The 17,774-nt window shown below is 72.0% G+C and carries 14 protein-coding genes; 9 read left to right on the plus strand and 5 right to left on the minus strand.

The annotated features are described in order from the left end of the window. Positions 1-90 precede the first annotated feature (90 nt). Positions 91-618, minus strand: a complete 528-nt coding sequence (locus ACIO1C_RS30055) for a spore-associated protein A (protein ID WP_401869256.1) — start codon at positions 616-618, stop codon at positions 91-93. 149 nt (positions 619-767) lie between these two features. On the opposite strand from ACIO1C_RS30055, the gene ACIO1C_RS30060 reads away from it, so the two are divergent. From ACIO1C_RS30060 to hutH, 3 genes are all read left to right on the plus strand, one after another. Further along, positions 768-1,568, plus strand: a complete 801-nt coding sequence (locus ACIO1C_RS30060) for an enoyl-CoA hydratase/isomerase family protein (protein ID WP_401869259.1) — start codon at positions 768-770, stop codon at positions 1,566-1,568. Positions 1,569-1,648: 80 nt separating this feature from the next. After that, entirely contained in the window at positions 1,649-2,776 is a 1,128-nt protein-coding gene (locus tag ACIO1C_RS30065; protein ID WP_401869262.1) for a diguanylate cyclase domain-containing protein, read from the plus strand. Positions 2,777-3,503: 727 nt separating this feature from the next. Further along, positions 3,504-5,045 carry a histidine ammonia-lyase gene (gene hutH, locus ACIO1C_RS30070; RefSeq protein ID WP_401869679.1) on the plus strand — a complete coding sequence of 514 codons (1,542 nt, stop codon included), beginning with the start codon at positions 3,504-3,506 and terminating at the stop codon, positions 5,043-5,045. Positions 5,046-5,096: 51 nt separating this feature from the next. Here hutH and ACIO1C_RS30075 read toward each other — a convergent pair whose 3' ends face one another. After that, complete coding sequence (locus ACIO1C_RS30075; RefSeq protein ID WP_401869265.1) at positions 5,097-5,411, minus strand: LPXTG cell wall anchor domain-containing protein; 315 nt, start codon at positions 5,409-5,411, stop codon at positions 5,097-5,099. A 109-nt stretch (positions 5,412-5,520) separates the two neighbouring features. Here ACIO1C_RS30075 and ACIO1C_RS30080 point away from each other — a divergent pair, with 109 nt between their 5' ends. The 5 genes from ACIO1C_RS30080 (at position 5,521) to ACIO1C_RS30100 (ending at position 10,930) form a co-directional block, all read left to right on the plus strand. Then, positions 5,521-5,994 carry a hypothetical protein gene (locus tag ACIO1C_RS30080; RefSeq protein WP_401869268.1) on the plus strand — a complete coding sequence of 158 codons (474 nt, stop codon included), beginning with the start codon at positions 5,521-5,523 and terminating at the stop codon, positions 5,992-5,994. Positions 5,995-6,154: 160 nt separating this feature from the next. After that, positions 6,155-7,426, plus strand: coding sequence for an Ig-like domain-containing protein (locus ACIO1C_RS30085; RefSeq protein ID WP_401869682.1), 1,272 nt, complete (start codon positions 6,155-6,157; stop codon positions 7,424-7,426). A 126-nt stretch (positions 7,427-7,552) separates the two neighbouring features. Continuing rightward, a complete protein-coding gene (locus ACIO1C_RS30090) occupies positions 7,553-9,010 on the plus strand; it encodes an ABC transporter permease (RefSeq protein WP_401869271.1) in 1,458 nt (485 codons plus the stop codon). A 157-nt stretch (positions 9,011-9,167) separates the two neighbouring features. After that, the gene (locus ACIO1C_RS30095) at positions 9,168-9,854 is read left to right on the plus strand and encodes an ABC transporter ATP-binding protein (protein WP_401869274.1); all 687 of its coding nucleotides are present in this window, start codon (positions 9,168-9,170) and stop codon (positions 9,852-9,854) included. Positions 9,855-9,946: 92 nt separating this feature from the next. After that, positions 9,947-10,930: a GNAT family N-acetyltransferase gene (locus ACIO1C_RS30100; RefSeq protein ID WP_401869277.1), complete on the plus strand. Its 984-nt coding sequence runs from the start codon at positions 9,947-9,949 to the stop codon at positions 10,928-10,930. 14 nt (positions 10,931-10,944) lie between these two features. Here ACIO1C_RS30100 and ACIO1C_RS30105 read toward each other — a convergent pair whose 3' ends face one another. The 3 genes from ACIO1C_RS30105 to ACIO1C_RS30115 all read right to left on the minus strand — a co-directional run bounded on the left by ACIO1C_RS30105 (position 10,945) and on the right by ACIO1C_RS30115 (position 16,867). Continuing rightward, entirely contained in the window at positions 10,945-12,555 is a 1,611-nt protein-coding gene (locus ACIO1C_RS30105; protein WP_401869279.1) for a hypothetical protein, read from the minus strand. Between the two features lie 920 nt (positions 12,556-13,475). Continuing rightward, a complete protein-coding gene (gene abc-f / locus ACIO1C_RS30110; protein ID WP_401869282.1) occupies positions 13,476-15,173 on the minus strand; it encodes a ribosomal protection-like ABC-F family protein in 1,698 nt (565 codons plus the stop codon). Positions 15,174-15,421: 248 nt separating this feature from the next. Further along, complete coding sequence (locus ACIO1C_RS30115; protein WP_401869285.1) at positions 15,422-16,867, minus strand: ParB/Srx family N-terminal domain-containing protein; 1,446 nt, start codon at positions 16,865-16,867, stop codon at positions 15,422-15,424. A gap of 349 nt (positions 16,868-17,216) precedes the next feature. Here ACIO1C_RS30115 and ACIO1C_RS30120 point away from each other — a divergent pair, with 349 nt between their 5' ends. After that, positions 17,217-17,747: a hypothetical protein gene (locus ACIO1C_RS30120; RefSeq protein ID WP_401869288.1), complete on the plus strand. Its 531-nt coding sequence runs from the start codon at positions 17,217-17,219 to the stop codon at positions 17,745-17,747. Positions 17,748-17,774 lie beyond the last annotated feature (27 nt).

Below are 17,774 nucleotides of genomic sequence, written 5' to 3' on the forward strand. Positions count from 1 at the left end.
CGACCCGAGCCGGCCCCCGGTGCACGCGAGGACCGGCCGGTGTGTCAGCGGATGCCGCCCCGGTGAGTCAGTGGGCGGCGCCCCCACGCGTCAGCGCGTACCGCCCGCGACCGCCGCGCTCGGCTCCGCGACCGTCGACCGCACGGCCTTCCCGTCGGTCTTCGTCACCCGGGTGGCCACCCGCGCGCCGCAGTTCGAGCCGTAGGTCCACGTCCCCTGGTTGGTGATGCCACCGGCCCAGTCGACGCAGTAGCCCTTTCCGTAGACGTAGACGGGTCCGGCGTACGAACGGTAGTCGCCGGCGTCGGACGCGGAATCGTATGTGTCCGGTACGGACACAGAGGTGAAGACGTATACCGGCGAACCGCTGGTCTTGCGGATCGTCACCGCACAGTTCTTTCCGGTCTTGGCGTTGTACGTCAGGTACACCGTGCCCTGCTTGGCGATGTCCGCCCAGTTCACGACGTTGTAGCCGGCGCCGCAGACCCCGTTGTACGCGGCCTGGGGCCCGGCGGCGGCCGGTGCGGCGCTGGCGGGCTGGGTGAGGGCGACGGTCGTTCCTGCGAGGGCGAGCGCGGTCAGGGCCGCTGCCATTGCCGCACGACGAGATTTACGCATGAATTTTCCCCCTGTAACTCCACGAGTACTTTCTGTGTGCTCATCAATCCAGACCAGCCGATCAAGAAAAGAGTTGTACGGAACTTTCCGCCATCAAAAGCCGGGCCTTTATGATCTCGGTGAACCGTCGTTAACCGGGAGGGTGTTCCATGGCTGGGTCCGAGCAGAGGTACGGGGAGTTTGTTGTCGTACGGAGGTCCGGGTACGTCGCCGAGCTGGTCCTCGACCGGCCGAAGGCCATGAACGCCGTGTCCACGGAGATGGCCCGTTCCCTCGCCGCCGCGTGTACGGCGCTGGGCGCGGACCGGGACGTACGGGTCACGGTCCTCACGTCCACCCACGCGCGCGCGTTCTGCGTCGGCGCGGACCTCAAGGAGCGCAACTCCTTCACCGACGCCGACCTGGTACGGCAGCGGCCGACCGCGCGTGCCGCGTACACCGGCGTCCTGGAGCTGCCCATGCCCACGATCGCCGCCGTGCACGGCTTCGCCCTGGGCGGCGGCTTCGAGCTGGCGCTCGCCTGCGACCTGATTGTCGCGGACCGTACGGCTGTCGTCGGGCTGCCCGAGGTCTCGGTCGGCGTCATTCCCGGCGGGGGCGGTACGCAGCTGCTGCCGCGCCGGGTCGGGGCGGCCCGCGCGGCGGAGCTGATCTTCACGGCCCGGCGTCTTGAGGCGGCGGAGGCGCGTGATCTCGGTCTCGTCGACCAGCTCGTCGACGAGGGCGACGACCGGGACGAGGCGCTCGCCCTCGCGGACCGTATCGCCGCGAACTCGCCCGTCGGCCTGCGCGCCGCCAAGCGGGCGCTGCGGCTCGGGCAGGGCCTTGACCTGCGGGCCGGCCTGGAGGTCGAGGACGCGGCGTGGCGGTCGGTCGCGTTCTCCGGCGACCGGGCGGAGGGGGTCGCGGCGTTCAACGAGAAGCGGGCGCCGCGGTGGCCCGGTGAGTGAGCGGGTGAGCGGGTGAACGCAGAGTGAGCACCCCTCGCTCCAAGTGATCAAATCATCCCAAAGCGCCCTAAGCTGTGGTGATGGGAGTGGATGGGCGACTGCGAGCCGTGGTGTCGCTGGCGCAGGCCATGGCGTCGGCCCAGGCGCCACGCGATTCCTGGCGGGCCGCCGCGCAGGGGGCGCGCGAGGCGCTCGGCGGGAGCTTCGCCGCGCTGTCCGTGTGGGAACGGGACCTCGGGCGGCTCAAGGTGCTCGTCAACGCGGGGGAGCGGGTGGCGGGGGAGGAGGAGTTCCCCGAGGCCGAGGCGTATCCCGTCCACCAGTTCCCGGAGATCGCGGAGTTCCTGCACGAGCGGTGGGCGGGGGGCGGCGGCCCGAACGCCTGGGTCGAGACCGCAGAGGGCGCGGCGGCCGGCTCGCCCGGCTACAGCCACCAGCGGGTGGCCGCGCTGCGGCGGCGGGGGCGGGGGTGCTGTGTGGTCGCGCCGATCATCCTGCACGGGCGGGCGTGGGGTGAGCTGTACGTGGCCCGGCCCAAGGGCTCCCCGCTCTTCGGCCGGGACGACGCGGACTTCGCGACCGTCATCGCGTCGGTCGTCGCGTCGGGGATCGCCCAGACGGAGCGGCTCGAAGAGGTCCGCCGCCTCGCCTTCACGGACCCCCTGACGGGCCTCGCGAACCGGCGGGCGGTCGACATGCGGCTCGACGAGGCGGTGGGGCGGTACCGGGCGGACGGCTCCGTCACGAGCCTGGTCGTCTGCGACCTGAACGGCCTGAAGGCGGTCAACGACACGCACGGACACGCGGTCGGCGACCGGTTGCTGGAGCGGTTCGCCTCGGTCCTGTCCCTGTGCGCGGCGAAGCTGCCGGGCGCGGTGGCCGCGCGGCTGGGCGGGGACGAGTTCTGTCTTTTGACGGTGGGGCCGTCGGCCGACGAGGTGATCGCCGTCGCGGACGAGCTGTGCGTGCGGGCGGCGGAGCTGGAGCTGGGCGAGGGGGTGGCGTGCGGGGTCGCGTCCACGGGGGACGAGATCGGGGAGGTCCGTTCCGCGCGGCGCCTGTTCCGTCTGGCGGACGCGGCGCAATATCGCGCGAAGGCTGCGCGTGCGGTTGGGCCGGTGGTGGCGGGGCGGGACGACGCGGTGTTGCGCCTCGCGGACACGCCGCCGCGGTCGGGGGACCGCCGTCGTTTCCGCGATGCGCGTTGACCCGTTGTCCTTGTCTTTTGCCTCTGCCCGGTGCGTTTGGCGCGGCTTACTGATTGTCCTCAATCGCCGGACGGGCTTGGTTTGTCGTGGTGGCGGGGGGCGGGGCCTCCGGAGGTACGTATGTCCGGACTGCATGTTTTACGTCGCGTTCAGCCACTTGCTTTGATCAACGATCGCCATGCGACACAAAACACGCTTTACGTCCGGACACACGCACCTCTTCCGACCCCACCCCCCTCACGCCGGACGGGACAGTGAACGCCCCCCCGCCCCGGAGCGGGCCGGGTAGTAGCGCGGGCCTGGAAGGGGGACGGGCAGGGGTCGTGTCCGGAACGTAAAGCGTGTTTTGTGTCGCATGGCGACCGTTACGCGATTCGGAGTTGCTGAACGCGACGTAAAACATGCAGTGCAGGACACGGCCCCTGACCGGCCCCCGGCAACCGGCCCGCGGACAAAAACCGGCCCGCAGCGGGCAAAATCAAGCCCGTCCGGCGATTGAGGACAACACGGACCGCAACGCGATCACTGAGAACGCGCGGCCCCCGGCCCCAGACCGCCCGTCCGGCGATTGAGGACAACACGGACCGCAACGCGGTCACTGAGAACGCGCGGCCCCCGGCCCCAGACCGCCCGTCCGGCGATTGAGGACGCAAGCCGGCCGCGAGGCCACCCAACGACCCGCCTAGTGACACGTTCGGATTCAATCCGTACGCTCCTGAATATGGATATGCACACCGTCATCCTGGGCACCACCGGCACCACCCCCGAAGACGTCATCGCCGTAGCCCGAAACCACGCCAAGGTCGCGCTCAGCGAAAACGCGCAGAGCGCGATCGCCGACGCCCGCCGCATCGTAGACGCGCTCGCGGCCAAGCCCGAGCCCGTCTACGGCGTCTCGACCGGGTTCGGCGCGCTCGCCAGCCGGCACATCGGGCCCGACCTCCGCGCCCAGCTCCAGCGCAACATCGTGCGCAGCCACGCCGCCGGCATGGGCCCCCACGTCGAGCGGGACGTCGTCCGCGCGCTGATGTTCCTGCGGCTCAAGACCCTCGCCTCCGGTCACACCGGCGTACGCCCCGAGGTCGCGCAGACCATGGCGGACGTGCTGAACGCCGGGATCACGCCCGTCGTGCACGAGTTCGGCTCCCTCGGCTGCTCCGGCGACCTCGCGCCGCTCTCGCACTGCGCGCTGACCCTCATGGGCGAGGGCGACGCGGAAGGACCCGACGGGATCGTGCGCCCCGCCGGAGAGCTGCTCGCGCAGCACGGCATCGCGCCCGTCGAGCTGCGCGAGAAGGAGGGCCTCGCCCTGCTCAACGGCACGGACGGCATGCTGGGCATGCTGGTCATGGCCCTCGCCGACCTGGACCGGCTCTACACCTCCGCCGACATCACCGCCGCGCTCACCCTGGAGGCCCTCCTCGGCACCGCCAAGGTCCTCGCGCCCGAGCTGCACGCGATCCGGCCACATCCGGGCCAGGCCGCCAGCGCCGACAACATGCTGCGGGTGCTCGCCGGGTCCGGTCTCACCGGCCACTTCCAGGAGGACGCGGCCCCGCGGGTCCAGGACGCGTACTCGGTGCGCTGCGCCCCCCAGGTCGCCGGCGCCGGCCGGGACACGCTCGCGTACGCCAGGATCGTGGCCGGCCGCGAGCTGGCCGCCGCCGTGGACAACCCCGTCGTCCTGCGCGACGGCCGCGTGGAGTCCAACGGCAACTTCCACGGCGCGCCCGTCGCGTACGTACTGGACTTTCTGGCCATCGCCGCCGCCGACCTCGGGTCGATCGCCGAGCGCCGTACCGACCGGCTGCTCGACAAGAACCGCTCGCACGGCCTGCCGCCCTTCCTGGCCGACGACGCCGGGGTCGACTCGGGCCTGATGATCGCCCAGTACACCCAGGCCGCGCTGGTGAGCGACATGAAGCGGCTGGCCGTCCCCGCGTCCGTCGACTCGATCCCGTCCTCCGCGATGCAGGAGGATCACGTCTCGATGGGCTGGTCGGCGGCGCGCAAGCTCCGTACGGCCGTGGACAACCTCACCCGGATCATCGCCGTGGAGCTGTACGCGGCGACCCGCGCCATCGAGCTGCGCGCCGGCCTCACACCCGCGCCCGCCTCGCGGGCCGCGATCGAGGCGCTGCGCGCCGCCGGGGTCGAGGGTCCCGGCCCCGACCGTTTCCTCGCCCCCGACCTCGCGGGCGCGGACGCGTTCGTACGGGACGGCAGTCTGATCGCCGCCGTCGAGTCGGTCACGGGACCGCTTGCCTGACGGGGAAAGCGCGAGGGGCCGCCCGGTGCATCGGGCGGCCCCTCACGTACGTCAGATCAGGCCGGCGCTTCTTCGCGCCGAGTACGCGACGAAGCCCGCGCCGATGCCGAGGAAGGCGGTCCCGCCGATCAGGTACGGCGTGGTGTTCACGCTGCCCGTGTCGGCGAGGGCCAGGGGTTGTGAGGTGTTCGGGTCCTCGGAGGTGGTGTTCAGACCGGCTGAGGTGAAGCTCTGACCGGCTGCGACCGGCTGTTGATCCGGGCCGGAGTGCTCTTCCGCGGCTTTCGCGGACGGGACGAACCACAGAGCGCAGAGCAGGGTTCCGGCGGCGGTAGCGGTCAGCAGCGGACGGCGTGCGACGGACACGTGATCGATCCCCCTTGTGACAACGCCGAATTGGCTGGGTGGGCTGATGCTAGTGAAAGCAGCGGGTCGCGGGAAAGTCGTGGAGGCCAGGAGCCCTACGCTCCGTCGTATGACCACTTCTGAGACATCACGCTTTGTGCGGCTACGGGTCGAATTGGTACTGGAGATCGAGGGGCCCGAGCCGCTGAGCGCGGCGGCGCTGGGCCGGATCGTCGCCGACGACGGCATGCGCGAGGACGAGCGCGCGCACGCCGAGGCGACGGTACGGGAGGACCCGGCGGAGGCCCTCGCGTACCTCGTGGAGCCGTACGACCTGGTCAGGGACGTGCCGGGGGTGGAGCTCGCGCAGGCGTCGTGGACCAGCGAGGAGATCGACTACGACCCCGACGCGGTGGAGTGGGCGCTCGACGAGGACGACGAGGCGGAGGGCGACGAGGACGAGGGGGAGGACGGCGACGACGACGAGGACGACGACGAGGGCGGCGACGGCCCCTGGGGCGTGCTGGGTGACGGCGGCGCGGACGGCGCGCCGGGTGGCCGGGGAGCGCGCTTCGACCACCGCAACGGTCAGGGCCCGCGCTGAGTCGTGTCACTCTGGTAAGCCCCGGTCCTTTGCAGTGGCGGGCCGGGGCTTACGGCCGTGCGCGAGCGGCAAGTGGTATTCACCACATCGCCGGCCGAAGTGGAACCGGACGAACCGGTACAGGTGTTCTTAAGGGTTATCGGCAGGGTAATCGGCGATGATGGAGATACGTGTGATGACGGACAGCAAGCGGCGCAGGGGCCTCATGGCCGCGTCCGCACTGCTCGGTGGCGTACTGGTCCTTTCGGCCTGTAGCGACGACGGCGGCAAGACCGCGAGCGGCGCCGACAGCACGAAGTCGTCGTCGCAGGCCCAGGTGGACGAGGCGGCCGCCAAGGCGACGTCCGAGGCCAAGATAGTCATCGCACCCCGGGACGGGGCGTCGAACGCCGGTATCAACGACGACGCCAAGGTCACGGTCAGCAAGGGCACCCTCACGCAGGTGACCATGACCACCGCCGACGGCACGGCCGTCAAGGGCACGCTGGCCGCCGACGGCCTCAGCTGGAAGCCGGACGCGCAGCTGGAGCGCTCCACGACGTACAAGATCGCCGCGACGGCGAAGGACGGCAAGGGCCGCAAGGCCTTCGAGAACTCCTCGTTCACCACCGTCTCGCCCGCCAACAGCTTCATCGGGAACTTCACGCCCGAGGACGGCTCCACCGTCGGTGTCGGCATGCCGGTCTCGATCAACTTCGACAAGGCGATCACCGACCAGAAGGCCGTGCAGGACGGGATCACCGTCACGTCCAGCAGCGGCCAGCAGGTCGTCGGCCACTGGTTCAGCCAGCAGCGCCTCGACTTCCGCCCCGACCAGTACTGGAAGGGCGGCTCGACGGTCACCCTCAAGCTGAACCTGGACGGGGTCGAGGGCTCGAAGGGCCTCTTCGGCGTGCAGCAGAAGACGGTCACCTTCACCATCGGCCGCAACCAGGTCAGCACGGTCGACGCCAAGGCGAAGACCATGACCGTCACGCAGGACGGCAAGACGATCAAGACGATCCCGATCTCGTCGGGCTCGCCCGAGAACCCCACGTACAACGGTCAGATGGTGATCTCCGAGAAGTTCAAGGAGACCCGGATGAACGGTGCGACGGTCGGTTTCACCGACGACGACGGCAAGGGTGAGTACGACATCCCCGACGTGCCGCACGCCATGCGGCTGTCGACCTCCGGGACCTTCATCCACGGCAACTACTGGGGCGCCCCCTCCGTCTTCGGCAACGTCAACACCAGCCACGGCTGTGTCGGCCTCCAGGACGTCAAGGGCGCGGGCGACGCCAACCAGCCCGCCGCGTGGTTCTACAACCACTCGCTGGTCGGTGACGTCGTCATCGTGAAGAACTCGCCGGACAAGACCATCAAGGCCGACAACGGTCTCAACGGCTGGAACCTGAACTGGGCCGACTGGCAGGCCGGCTCCGCCGCCTGATCCTCCGTCAGCTGCCGACGCCGACGGCGGCCGGACCCCGCGAGGGTTCGGCCGCCGTCGGCGTTCTCATGGCGTTCTCAGCCGGACCTCAACTGACCATCACGCCGGGCGCCTAACTTCACGCCCATGTTCTTCACATACCTCCGGCGCGAACTGCGCCGCCGCAGAAAGGCGGCGCTTGTCGTCGCCTCCGGGCTCGCGCTCGGCATCGCGCTCGTGATCATCGTCAATTCCGTGTCCGCCGGTATGAGTAATGCCCAGGACAAGGTTCTTCAATCGCTCTACGGTCTCGGCACGGACATGACCGTCACCAAGGCGGCGCCCGCGGCGGCCGAAGGCGGCACGGCGCGCCCGCGGTTCCAGTTCGACGCGAAGGGTGAGGACGGCGAGTCGCAGAGCAGCGACCGCGTGGTCGTCCAGGGCTTCCAGACGCTGGCGTCCTCCACGGTGACCAAGGTCGCCGACCAGAGCGGTGTGTCCGGCGCGGTCGGCGGACTGAGCCTGACCGTGCTGAAGATCAACGGTGAGTTCACCCGCGGCGAGTTCAAGCCCGACGCGAGCGGCGCTCCCCGTGGCGGCGGTGGCGGCGGGGGCGGCACCGGCGGTCAGGTCGCCGGGGGCGGCGCCAACTTCGACGTCGACTCGTTCACGCTGTACGGCGCCGACGTCACGGAGCCCGCGCTCGGCCCGCTGACCTCGTCGAAGATCACCTCAGGCCGTACGTTCAAGGCGACGGAGACCAACGCGAAGGTCGCGGTCGTCGACAGCGCGTACGCCAAGAAGAACAACCTCTCGGTCGGCAAGACCCTCACCGTCCACGGCACCAAGTACAGCATCATCGGGGTGGCCACGGCGGACAGCGGTGACGCCGCCGCCAACGCCTATCTCCCGCTGAAGCAGGCCCAGACCCTGTCCGACTCCAAGGACAAGATCACCACGGTCTATGTGCAGGCGTCCGACTCGCAGCAGATCGACGCGGTCAAGTCCACCATCCAGAAGAACATCTCGGGCACGACCGTCACCACCTCCGCCGACCTCGCGGACACCGTCTCCGGCTCCCTCTCCACCGCCTCCGACCTCGCCACGAGCGTCGGCAAGTGGCTGTCGATCGCGGTACTGATCGCCGCCTTCCTCGTCGCCGGACTGCTCACCTCCTCGGCGGTCAGCCGCCGGGTACGGGAGTTCGGCACCCTCAAGGCGCTCGGCTGGAAGTCCGGCCGCGTCACCCGCCAGGTGATAGGTGAGGCCCTGGTCAACGGGCTGCTCGGCGGAGTGCTCGGGATCGCCATCGGCGTCGGTGGCGCCTACCTGGTGACGGCCATCAGCCCGACCCTCAAGGCACAGATCGGCTCCGCCGCCTCGTCAGGACCCGGCGGTGGCGGCTTCGGCGGTGGTGGTGGCGGTGGCCCGGCGCGGCAGACCGCGTCCAAGGCCCTCGACGTCGCGCTCACCGCGCCCGTGTCCCTCGCCACCATCGGGATCGCCGTGGCGCTCGCGGTCGGCGGCGGTCTGATCGCCGGCGGCTTCGGCGGCTGGCGCGCCTCGCGGCTGCGCCCGGCGGACGCCCTGCGGCGGGTCGAGTAGGCCGTCCTCGGGAAGTCCGTGGCCGGACCTCCGTCCGCAGCCGGGCTCTTCGCCCTGGCCCGGCTCCCCGCCCGTTCCCCGGCTCCGTACCCCCGGCCCCCGTCCCACCCCACCCCGCCCCACCCTCGTTTCTCCCTCGTACCGCAGGAGTTGCACGATGTACCAGCTCAAAGGCGTCACCAAGGTCTACCACCGGGGAAAGAAGCCCGTCCACGCGCTCGCCGGCGTCGATCTGACCATCGAGGACGGCGGCCGGCTGGTCATCCAGGGCCCCACCGGCGGCGGCAAGTCCACGCTGCTCCAGATGCTCGGCGCGCTCGACCGGCCGACCTCGGGCTCCGTCGAGCTCGACGGGGTCGACCTGGCCAGCCTGTCGGAGGCCCGGCTCACCAAGGTGCGCGCCGAGTCCATCGGCTTCGTCTTCCAGAGCTTCAACCTCATCCCCACCCTCACCGCGCAGGAGAACGTCGAGACGGCGCTCGTCCCGCTCGGCCTCAAAGGGGCCGCCCGGCGCCAACAGGCCGCCGAGGCGCTGGAGTCCGTCGGGCTCGGCGAGCGACTCACGCACGTACCCGGTGAGCTGTCCGGAGGTCAGCAGCAGCGGGTCGCCATCGCGCGCGCCCTGGTGAAACGCCCGAAGGTGCTGCTCGCGGATGAACCCACGGGAAATCTGGACGAGTCGATGCGTGACGAGATCATGGAACTGCTGGAGGGCCTCTGGAAAGAGCACGGGCTGACCTTCATCATGGTCACGCACGACAGTTCCATCGCCCGCCGTGCTCCCCGGCTCGCCACCATCCGCAAGGGGAAGGTCACGGTGACCGAGAACGCGACCGCCGCCTGAGGTCCAGGGCGACAGGCCCTGGGGCGGCGCCCCTGCCCGGATGTCCCGCCAACTCGCGGGCGTCGCCACCCCCGTACGCGTAGGTTCGGTTCATGCTGATCACTCTGGGAAGCCCGCCCACGGACGCCGAGACGGACGCCTGGCACGCGGTGATCACCGCCGCCCACGTCCTCGATCTCCCGGCGTCCGTCCCCGAGCCCAGCCGGTCCGAGACGGCGGGGAAGCTGCGGCTGTCCCCGGTGAGCGGACGGAACGTGCATGTCGTGTCGACGGCGGACGACGGCTCGTACGACGGGGTCGCCTCCCTTCTCCTCTTCACCGAGGAGCCGCACCTCCACACCGCCTTCCTCGACGTCCTGGTGGTGCGGCCCGACGCCCGACGGGGTGGTGTCGGTGCCGCGCTCTGGACCGCGATACGGGACGAACTCGCCGCCGCCGGGCGGACGTCGGTCTCGACCGTGCTCGAACTGGGCGGTGCGGGGGAGGCGTTCGTGGACAGCCTCGGCTTCGCGAACGTGCTCCCGCTCGGCTGGTACGTGATGCGGGTCCGGCAGACCCTCGACGAGGTCCCGGAGCCGGCGCTCCCGGCCGGGCTGCGCTTCGCCGACTGGTCGGGGGTGGTCCCCGACGACCTGGCGGAAGGTTTCACCCGCGCCCACGACGCGATGGAGGACACGCCGGGCGGGGCCCTGGAGGAGCGGGTGTCGGGCTGGGACACGCGGAGAGTGCGGGCCGCGGCCCGGCTCATCGAGGACCGGGGCGGGGCGATCCTCACCTCGGCCGTGCTCGACACGACGGCGGGCGACGCCGTGGTCGGTTATACGGAACTGGTCCTGCGCGACCCGGCGGGCACCCGCGCCGTCCAGTACGACACGGTGGTCGTACCGTCCCACCGCGGCCGGGGCCTCGGCCGCGCGGTCAAGCGCCATCTCCTCGGGACGCTGCACGAACTGCACCCGGGCATAAGGGAGATCAGCACGACGGTCGCCGACAGCAACACGTCGATGATCGCCGTGAACGAAGGACTCGGCTACCGCCGGGAGCGGCCGGTCGGCCTCTTCGAGGCCAAGCTGTAGGAGCGGTACGGCGGTCAGCCGCAGCCGTTCGACCGGGGCAGCCGGTACGCCGACCCCAGCCGGTACTCACCGCCCCCCGGGACCGTCAGCCGGGTCCAGTCGCCCGTCCGCTCGACACACGCGCCCGGCGCCCTGAGCCAGGGCGAGTACGCGATCCGTACCGTCACCGAGCCCGCCGCCGGCATCCGTACCACCAGATCCGCGTCACCGCTCCGCACGACGGTCGCGGGGGCGGACACCAGCGGCACGGCGTTCCGTACCCGGTAGACCGCCCATCCGCTGTCCTGCCACACCGGCTCCAGCCAGTCCGGCGGGTTCCGCACGAGCGCGGCCTCGGCGGCGGCGGGGCTGTCGGGCCGCGCGGCCGGCAGGACGACAAGACCCACCGCCCAGCGGTCCAGCCAGGCGCGGTACGTGGCGGGGGAGAAGGTGCCGTCGTAGAAGAGCCGGCCGCGCTCCACGTCGAGCTGGCGGTTCCAGCCCCGGGCCATGGTGACGTACGGGGCGAGGACGTCCGCCTCGCGGTGGTTGCGGGCCGGGACGACCTCGACGCGGGTGCGGTCCGCGCCCAGCCGGTCGAGCGCGGCGATCACGCCCTCGGGGTGGGCGGCCCAGGACGGCACGGAGTTGGAGACCCCGAGGTCGTCGTCGGTCTTGTCGATCACCCAGCCGGTGTTCAGGACCACGGCCGCGGTGAGCACGAGGTGGGGGAGGGCGCGGCGGGGGGCCCGCAGGCGGCTTCCGCGTACGAGGTCCCTCAGCCGGGACGGTTCGAGGCCGCGGGTCAGCAGCGCCGCGAGCAGCACCGGCGGTCCCCCGATCCCTATCAGCCGTTCGACGTTCGTGCCGATCGGCGAGGCGACCGAATAGGTCAGGACAACGCCGGCGGCGTAGACGGCGGCGCCGTACCGCACCGTGCGCCAGCCGCGCGGGTCGCGCGGCGCGGCGAGCCACACGGCGGCGCAGGCGGTGAGCGGCATGTACAACTTTTCCGTCGCCATGGGCTGTTCGCCGTGGAACGGGAAGAGCAGCGTGACCACGCCGACCGTCAGGAAGGGCGGGGCGATCAGCGCGGCCGCCTTCCCCCACCGCCGGTCGAACAGGTACGCGGCGCCGGCCACGACGAGGAACAGCGCGGCGACGGGGCTGGCGAGCGCGGTGAGGGCGGACAGGGCGGCGGCAAGGGCGACCGACCGCCGCGCCGCCGCCCGTTCCGGCCGGAGGATGACGAGCAGACCCAGCAGCCCGACGGCCGCGCCCAACGCGAACGTGGTCCGTCCGGAGGCCACGTTGCACCAGAGCACGAGTGCGCCCAGCAGCGCGGGCCACAGGGCGTGGGGCACCTTGGCCCGTACGAACAGGGCCGCCATGGCCCACGTCCCGGCGAGCCCCGCCAGCACGGACGTCGTCCTGACGCCGAGGAGCGCCATGAGCGGGGGAGCGAGGACGCTGTAGTTGGCGGTGTGCGTACCGCCGTACCAGGAGAGGTTATACGCGGATCCGGGATGCCGGGCCATGAACCCGGCCCAGGAGAGCTGGGCGGCGAGATCACCACCGCCGGTGGCGAGGACGACGGCCCAGAGTACGTAAAAGGGGACAGCGACCCCGGTGACGAGGAGCGGCACGCGCCACGGGCCCGCGAGACCCCGCGCGTCGGCGGCCCGGCCGCCGGGGAGGTCGCCGTCGGCCGGGCGGCCACCCGGCCAGGGGCCGGGCAGGGCCCCCGCCGCACCCCCGACCGCCAGCGAGCCCGACCCGGCGACCTCGGCCCGGAGCGCGGCCCGGCTCGCGTCCTCGGCCTGGGGTGCGGCTCCTGTCCGGGTCCTGGACCCGGGCTCGGTGCGGCCCGTCTTGTCGGTCCGGCGTGCGGCCTCGGGCCGACCCCTCGGCTCGGGCCGGGCTGCGGGCTCGGTTCGAGACGTTGCCTTCGCCCCGGCCCCCGGGCCGGACCGGGAATCCGCCCCTACACCGGACCGGGACCCCGCCCCTACACCGGACCGGGATCCCGCTCCCGCGCCGGATCGGGACCCGGCCCCTACACCGGACCGGGATCCCGCTCCCGTCCCGGGCCGGGGCCCCGCCCCCCTCCCGGTCGCGGGAGTCGGTCCCTCCCCCGCCCCGGCCGTCGGATCCTCTTCCGCCGTCTCCTCGCTCATGCGCACGGCTCTCACCCTAGGGTGTGGCCGCGAAGTGGCATCCGGCCCCTGACGTCTGACACGCGCACTTGCCGCGCGTACAGACCGGACGGGTACGTCCAGCACGTGCTCGGTTCCCCGTCCCAAGGGGCGAACAGCACACCACCCCGCAGGGCATGAGGTTCTGGCGGCAACCACAGAAAGCCGGCCACGACGGCGGCCAAGCCGACCGATCACCCGCCACGTGTGCCTCGCTCAGCCCCGCACCGGCACCGGCCAAGAAATCTCTGCCGTCACGACCCCAGCCAAGCACAAAGCCCAGCCGTCCCAGCCCTCCCCGGCACACCAGCACGAGCACCAGCACGATCACCAGCACCAGCACCAGCCTCCGCTTCGAGATCGCCCCCCGGTCAGTCGCCCGCCCGCGCCGTCTCCGCCACGCGGCCCGCGCGCAGTTCCAGGTGCGTGCCCTCGAAGAACTCGCGGAAGCGGCGGTCGTGGGAGACCACCACCACCGCGCCCGCGTACCGCACCAGCGCCTCCTCCAACTCCTCCACCAGGCTGAGCGCCACATGGTTCGTCGGCTCGTCCAGGATCAGCAGTTCGGCGCGGCGGGTCACCAGGCGGGCCAGTTCCAGCCGGCGCCGCTGGCCGATCGAGAGCGCGGCGACCGGGACCCGCAGATCGGCCTCGCGGAACAGGCCGAGGCCGAGCAGCTCGTCCGCGTGCTCGTCCGGCGGCCCCGGGCGCCCCGCCGCGAACGCGGTCAGCAGCGGCAGCGGCGACGCGGCGGCGGGCAGCTCCTGCGGCAGGTAGCCGATCCCGCCCCTGCGGACCCGGCCCGACCGGAGCACCGTCCCGGAGTCCTGCCGCAGTTCACCGGCCAGGACACGCAGCAGGGTGGTCTTGCCCGCGCCGTTCGGACCGGTCACCAGCAGCCGCGCGCCCGTCTCGATCCGCAGCGCGTCCACCCGCAGCCGGTCGCCGACCGTCACCCGTTCGAGCGAGACGAGTGTCTCGCCGATCACGGCAGGGTCGGGGCCCGCGCGCAGGGCCGCCGTGAACCGCAGCGGTTCCGGCGGCGCGGGCACCGGCTCTCCGCGCAGCCGCGCCAGCCGCTCCCGGGCCGCCCTCACCTGCCCGGACAGCTTCGTCTCGTGCGAGCGCCGGTGCTTGCCGAAGCCCTGGCCCGGGTCCTTGCCAGTGACGGCCAGCCGCTGTCCTGCGGCGGCGACCTGTTCCTCCGTACGGGACACCTCGGCGAGCCACTCGGCGTGATCCTGGGCCCGGCGGCGCCGGGCGGCGGCCTTCGCCGTGCGGTAGCCGGCCCAGCCGTCGCCGTACCGCGTCACGGCCCTGGTGTCGCGGTCGACCTCCAGGATCGTGGTCGCGATCCGCTCCAGGAACACCCGGTCGTGCGTGACGGCCAGGACCGTACCCCGGTGCGACCTGAGCTGGTCCTCCAGCCAGGTCGTGGCCCGGAGGTCCAGGTGGTTGGTGGGCTCGTCCAGGAGCAGCAGCTCCGGTGCGGGCGCCAGCACACACGCCAGCGCCAGCCGTGACCGCTCGCCGCCGGACAGCGAGTCCAGCGCGCGGTCGCGCGTCACGTGGGCGAGCCCCAGCGCGTACAGGGCGGTGTTGACGCGGGCCTCGGCCCGGTAGCCGTCGCGTTCCTCGTACGCCGTCAACAGGTCGCCGTACGCGGCCAGTTCGGCGGGTCCGGCCGACCCGAGGGCGGCCTCGGCGGCGCGCAACCGCCGTTCCAGGTCGCGCAGATCGGCGAGGGCGGTGTCGACGGCGTCCTGGACGGTACGGTCCCGGCCGAGGGGCCGGGAGAGGCCCAGGGGCGACGGGGCGAGGTCCATGGTCTGGGGGAGGGTCTGGGTGAGGTGACCGATTCCGCCCGGGAAGCGGACGGTGATCCCACCGTCGTCCGGTCGCTCCGCCCCGGCGAGCAGCCGGAGCAGGGTGGACTTCCCGGAGCCGTTCTCCCCGATGATCCCGGCCTTCTCGCCGGGCCGTACGGTCAGCGACACCTGGTCGAGGACCGGCCGGTCGCCGTACCCCTTCGAGACGTCCTTCATCGTGAGTTGGGCGCGTTCGCGCATGCTTCTTCCCCTGATGGCGGGTGGATTCTTCGGACCTGGGGCGCGGGTCCGGAATCAGACGAAGAAGTAGTGGGCGAACATGACGCCGATGCTAGCGGCGCCGCCCGGCGGCGCCCAGCGAATTAGGCGGCTGGAGCGGCGCGGGCGGCGCGGGCCGCGAGGGCGGCGCCGCCCGCGAGGGTCAAGCTGTGCGTGGGGGTCAAGCTGTGCGTCGGGCCGGCCGGAGACGGTCCGGCCGGCCCGGCCGGTTACGGGACGGGAGCCGGGGCCGGCGCCTCGACCGGGTTGCCGACGAGCTGGACCGGCCCGTTCAGCGCGTTCGCGGTGCAGCCGGGGCCCGACAGCGTCAGCCGCTCCTTCGTGTTCACGACGGAGAGCGGGCCGGTGAGCCGCGTGCCGCACAGGCTGACCGTACGGGCACCCACCGCCTGGACGGGCCCGGTGATGTCCGCGCCCCTGGACACCAGCGAGGCGCCCGCGCGGACCACGACGGGACCGGTCAGCCGGGTGCGGTCGAGGCACGTGACGCCGGAGGCGACGACCAGCGGTCCGGTGTACGCGCCGGTCAGCGTCTTCGTGCAGGCGGGCGGGACGGCGACCTTGGCGCTGTAGTCCAGGGCGAAGGCGAGCTTGCCGGGCTTCTTGTCGGAGAGCGGGAGGCCCAGCTTCGCGAACTCCCCGCCGGTGGGCTTCTTCCCGTCGTTCCACTCGGCCATACGGCCCGCCTGGTCGGCGGTCAGCCCGGGGGTGATCTCGGTGTCGCCCGGGGTCGCGGACATGGCCTCGGAGGCGGCGCGGACGGCGGAGAGGTACGACGCGGGGTCGCGGAGGTCGTACGAGGCGAGGTCAAGGCGCCCGCGCAGCCAGGTGCCCCAGGAGAACTCCAGGAACTCGGCGGCCTCGGCCGGGGCCTGGTAGCCGATGTCGCGGGTGAGGTAGACGAGGCTCCGGTACGGGTCGTCGTGGAAGGACGCCAGCCCGAGGCGGGTGGGGAGCTGGTCCACGGTGATCGGGTCGTTGTTCTCGTCCTTCAGCCAGACCCACTTGTTGTCCTGCATGGTCTTCCAGAACGCGGCGGTGGGCAGCGTGCTCAGGTTGCCCGTGACCCGCAGCCGGATGTGGGTCTTCGGGCCGCCGTCGGGCGTCTCCAGGAAGGACGTCAGGGTGTGGTGCCCGTCGGTGAGGTAGAGCGCGCCGCCGGGGCCGACCACGACCGTCTTCATCTGGGCGAGGGTGTCCGGGGTCTCGTCGCCGACCGCGACCGTGCAGGTGAAGCTCGACGGGTCGGAGATCCGGGCGCCGGGCTGCGCGGACGCCGCCTCTTCCTGGCCGTTGGTTTCGCACCAGTCGTCGAAGCGCTTGTTGAGGTCGCCGGCCTGCTCGTCCTTGGCGCTGCTGTAGCGGCCGAGCTTGTAGTAGATCTGGTCGGAGCCGATGGCCGGCTGGGTGGGGCGCAGCTGGTCCAGCGTCACGTCCAGGAGGTCGCCGGGCTGGGCGCAGAGCGCCGCCGCGTTCGGCCCGGCACAGCGAGCCGTGCTCGCCGCCGCTGTTGTGGTCGCCGCCGGCCCGCTCGCCGCGAGGGCGGGGCCGCCGCCTGCGAGGGCGGTGCCCAGCACCAGGGCCCCGGCCGCCAGACCGCCGCTGAGGCCTCTCGCTCCGTGGGGCTTGGACGGCGTACGGGACGAGCCGCTCATACGGTCTCCACTTGTCTAGGCGTGAGCGCGCACCCGCACGGGAGCGGCGCTGCGGGGGGCGCGGACATCCACTCATCCCTCCCGGCCCACGGGATGAAGCGGAACTGTCAGAAGGGCGACGGGCGCGTGAACGCTAGCATTTGGTGCGGTTCGGGAGGGGTAAACGCCTTTCAAAATAACGCAGTTGGCGCCTGGAGGGCCGGAAACCACCGGTCGGGCGGTACGACGGCACAGCAACGCGCCCCGCAGCGGGCGCCACGACGGCCGGGCGCGGGTTCGCGGGGGATATGTCCGGTGTGCGGTTACATCTCCGGAGTGGAACGACGTCCTCGTCCCGGGAGGTGGCGCCTTGTCCAACCCCGTCAGTGCCCCCGCGAGCGCCCCCGAGCCTCCGGGCCGGCGCGAAGAACCGCTCCAGCGGCTGCTGTTCGGCGGTGTGTACGGAACGGTCCTGGCCAGCGCCCTGGCGGCCGCGCTCGACCACGACACGGGACCGGACGACCCGGGCTACGACGCCCTGTGGATCATGGTGGCGGCGCTGGTCTCGGCGACCGGGCACGGGTACGCCCACGCGATCGCCCACCGTACGGCCGACGAGAAACCCGTCACCGCGAGCACTGTCCGCTCGGTGCTGACCGAGTGGCCCCTGGCCGCGGCGGCCGTCCCGACCGGAGCGGTGCTGCTGGGCTCGTACTGGGGCTGGTGGGGCGAGAACGCGGCGATCGACGCGGCCCTGACGATCAACACGGCCGCCCTGTTCGGCTGGGGCCTCTGGGCGGCCAGGACGGCGGGCCGGGACTGGTGGTCCGCCTGCCGGGTGGGCGCGGTCGACGTACTGATCGGACTGGTGATCGTGGCGGCGAACGTCCTGACCAAGTGAGTGGTCACGCGCGGGAACGGGCCGACG

It is taken from the genome of Streptomyces sp. NPDC087420 (assembly GCF_044744165.1).
Classification (GTDB): domain Bacteria; phylum Actinomycetota; class Actinomycetes; order Streptomycetales; family Streptomycetaceae; genus Streptomyces.

Coding starts and splice junctions, on each gene's coding strand:
- ACIO1C_RS30090 (WP_401869271.1), top strand. CDS start 7,553: ATGTTCTTCACATACCTCCGGCGCGAACTGCGCCGCCGCAGAAAGGCG.
- ACIO1C_RS30095 (WP_401869274.1), top strand. CDS start 9,168: ATGTACCAGCTCAAAGGCGTCACCAAGGTCTACCACCGGGGAAAGAAG.
- ACIO1C_RS30100 (WP_401869277.1), top strand. CDS start 9,947: ATGCTGATCACTCTGGGAAGCCCGCCCACGGACGCCGAGACGGACGCC.
- ACIO1C_RS30060 (WP_401869259.1), top strand. CDS start 768: ATGGCTGGGTCCGAGCAGAGGTACGGGGAGTTTGTTGTCGTACGGAGG.
- ACIO1C_RS30115 (WP_401869285.1), bottom strand. CDS start 16,867: ATGAGCGGCTCGTCCCGTACGCCGTCCAAGCCCCACGGAGCGAGAGGC.
- hutH (WP_401869679.1), top strand. CDS start 3,504: ATGCACACCGTCATCCTGGGCACCACCGGCACCACCCCCGAAGACGTC.
- ACIO1C_RS30065 (WP_401869262.1), top strand. CDS start 1,649: ATGGGAGTGGATGGGCGACTGCGAGCCGTGGTGTCGCTGGCGCAGGCC.
- ACIO1C_RS30080 (WP_401869268.1), top strand. CDS start 5,521: ATGACCACTTCTGAGACATCACGCTTTGTGCGGCTACGGGTCGAATTG.
- ACIO1C_RS30085 (WP_401869682.1), top strand. CDS start 6,155: ATGGAGATACGTGTGATGACGGACAGCAAGCGGCGCAGGGGCCTCATG.
- ACIO1C_RS30055 (WP_401869256.1), bottom strand. CDS start 618: ATGCGTAAATCTCGTCGTGCGGCAATGGCAGCGGCCCTGACCGCGCTC.
- abc-f (WP_401869282.1), bottom strand. CDS start 15,173: ATGCGCGAACGCGCCCAACTCACGATGAAGGACGTCTCGAAGGGGTAC.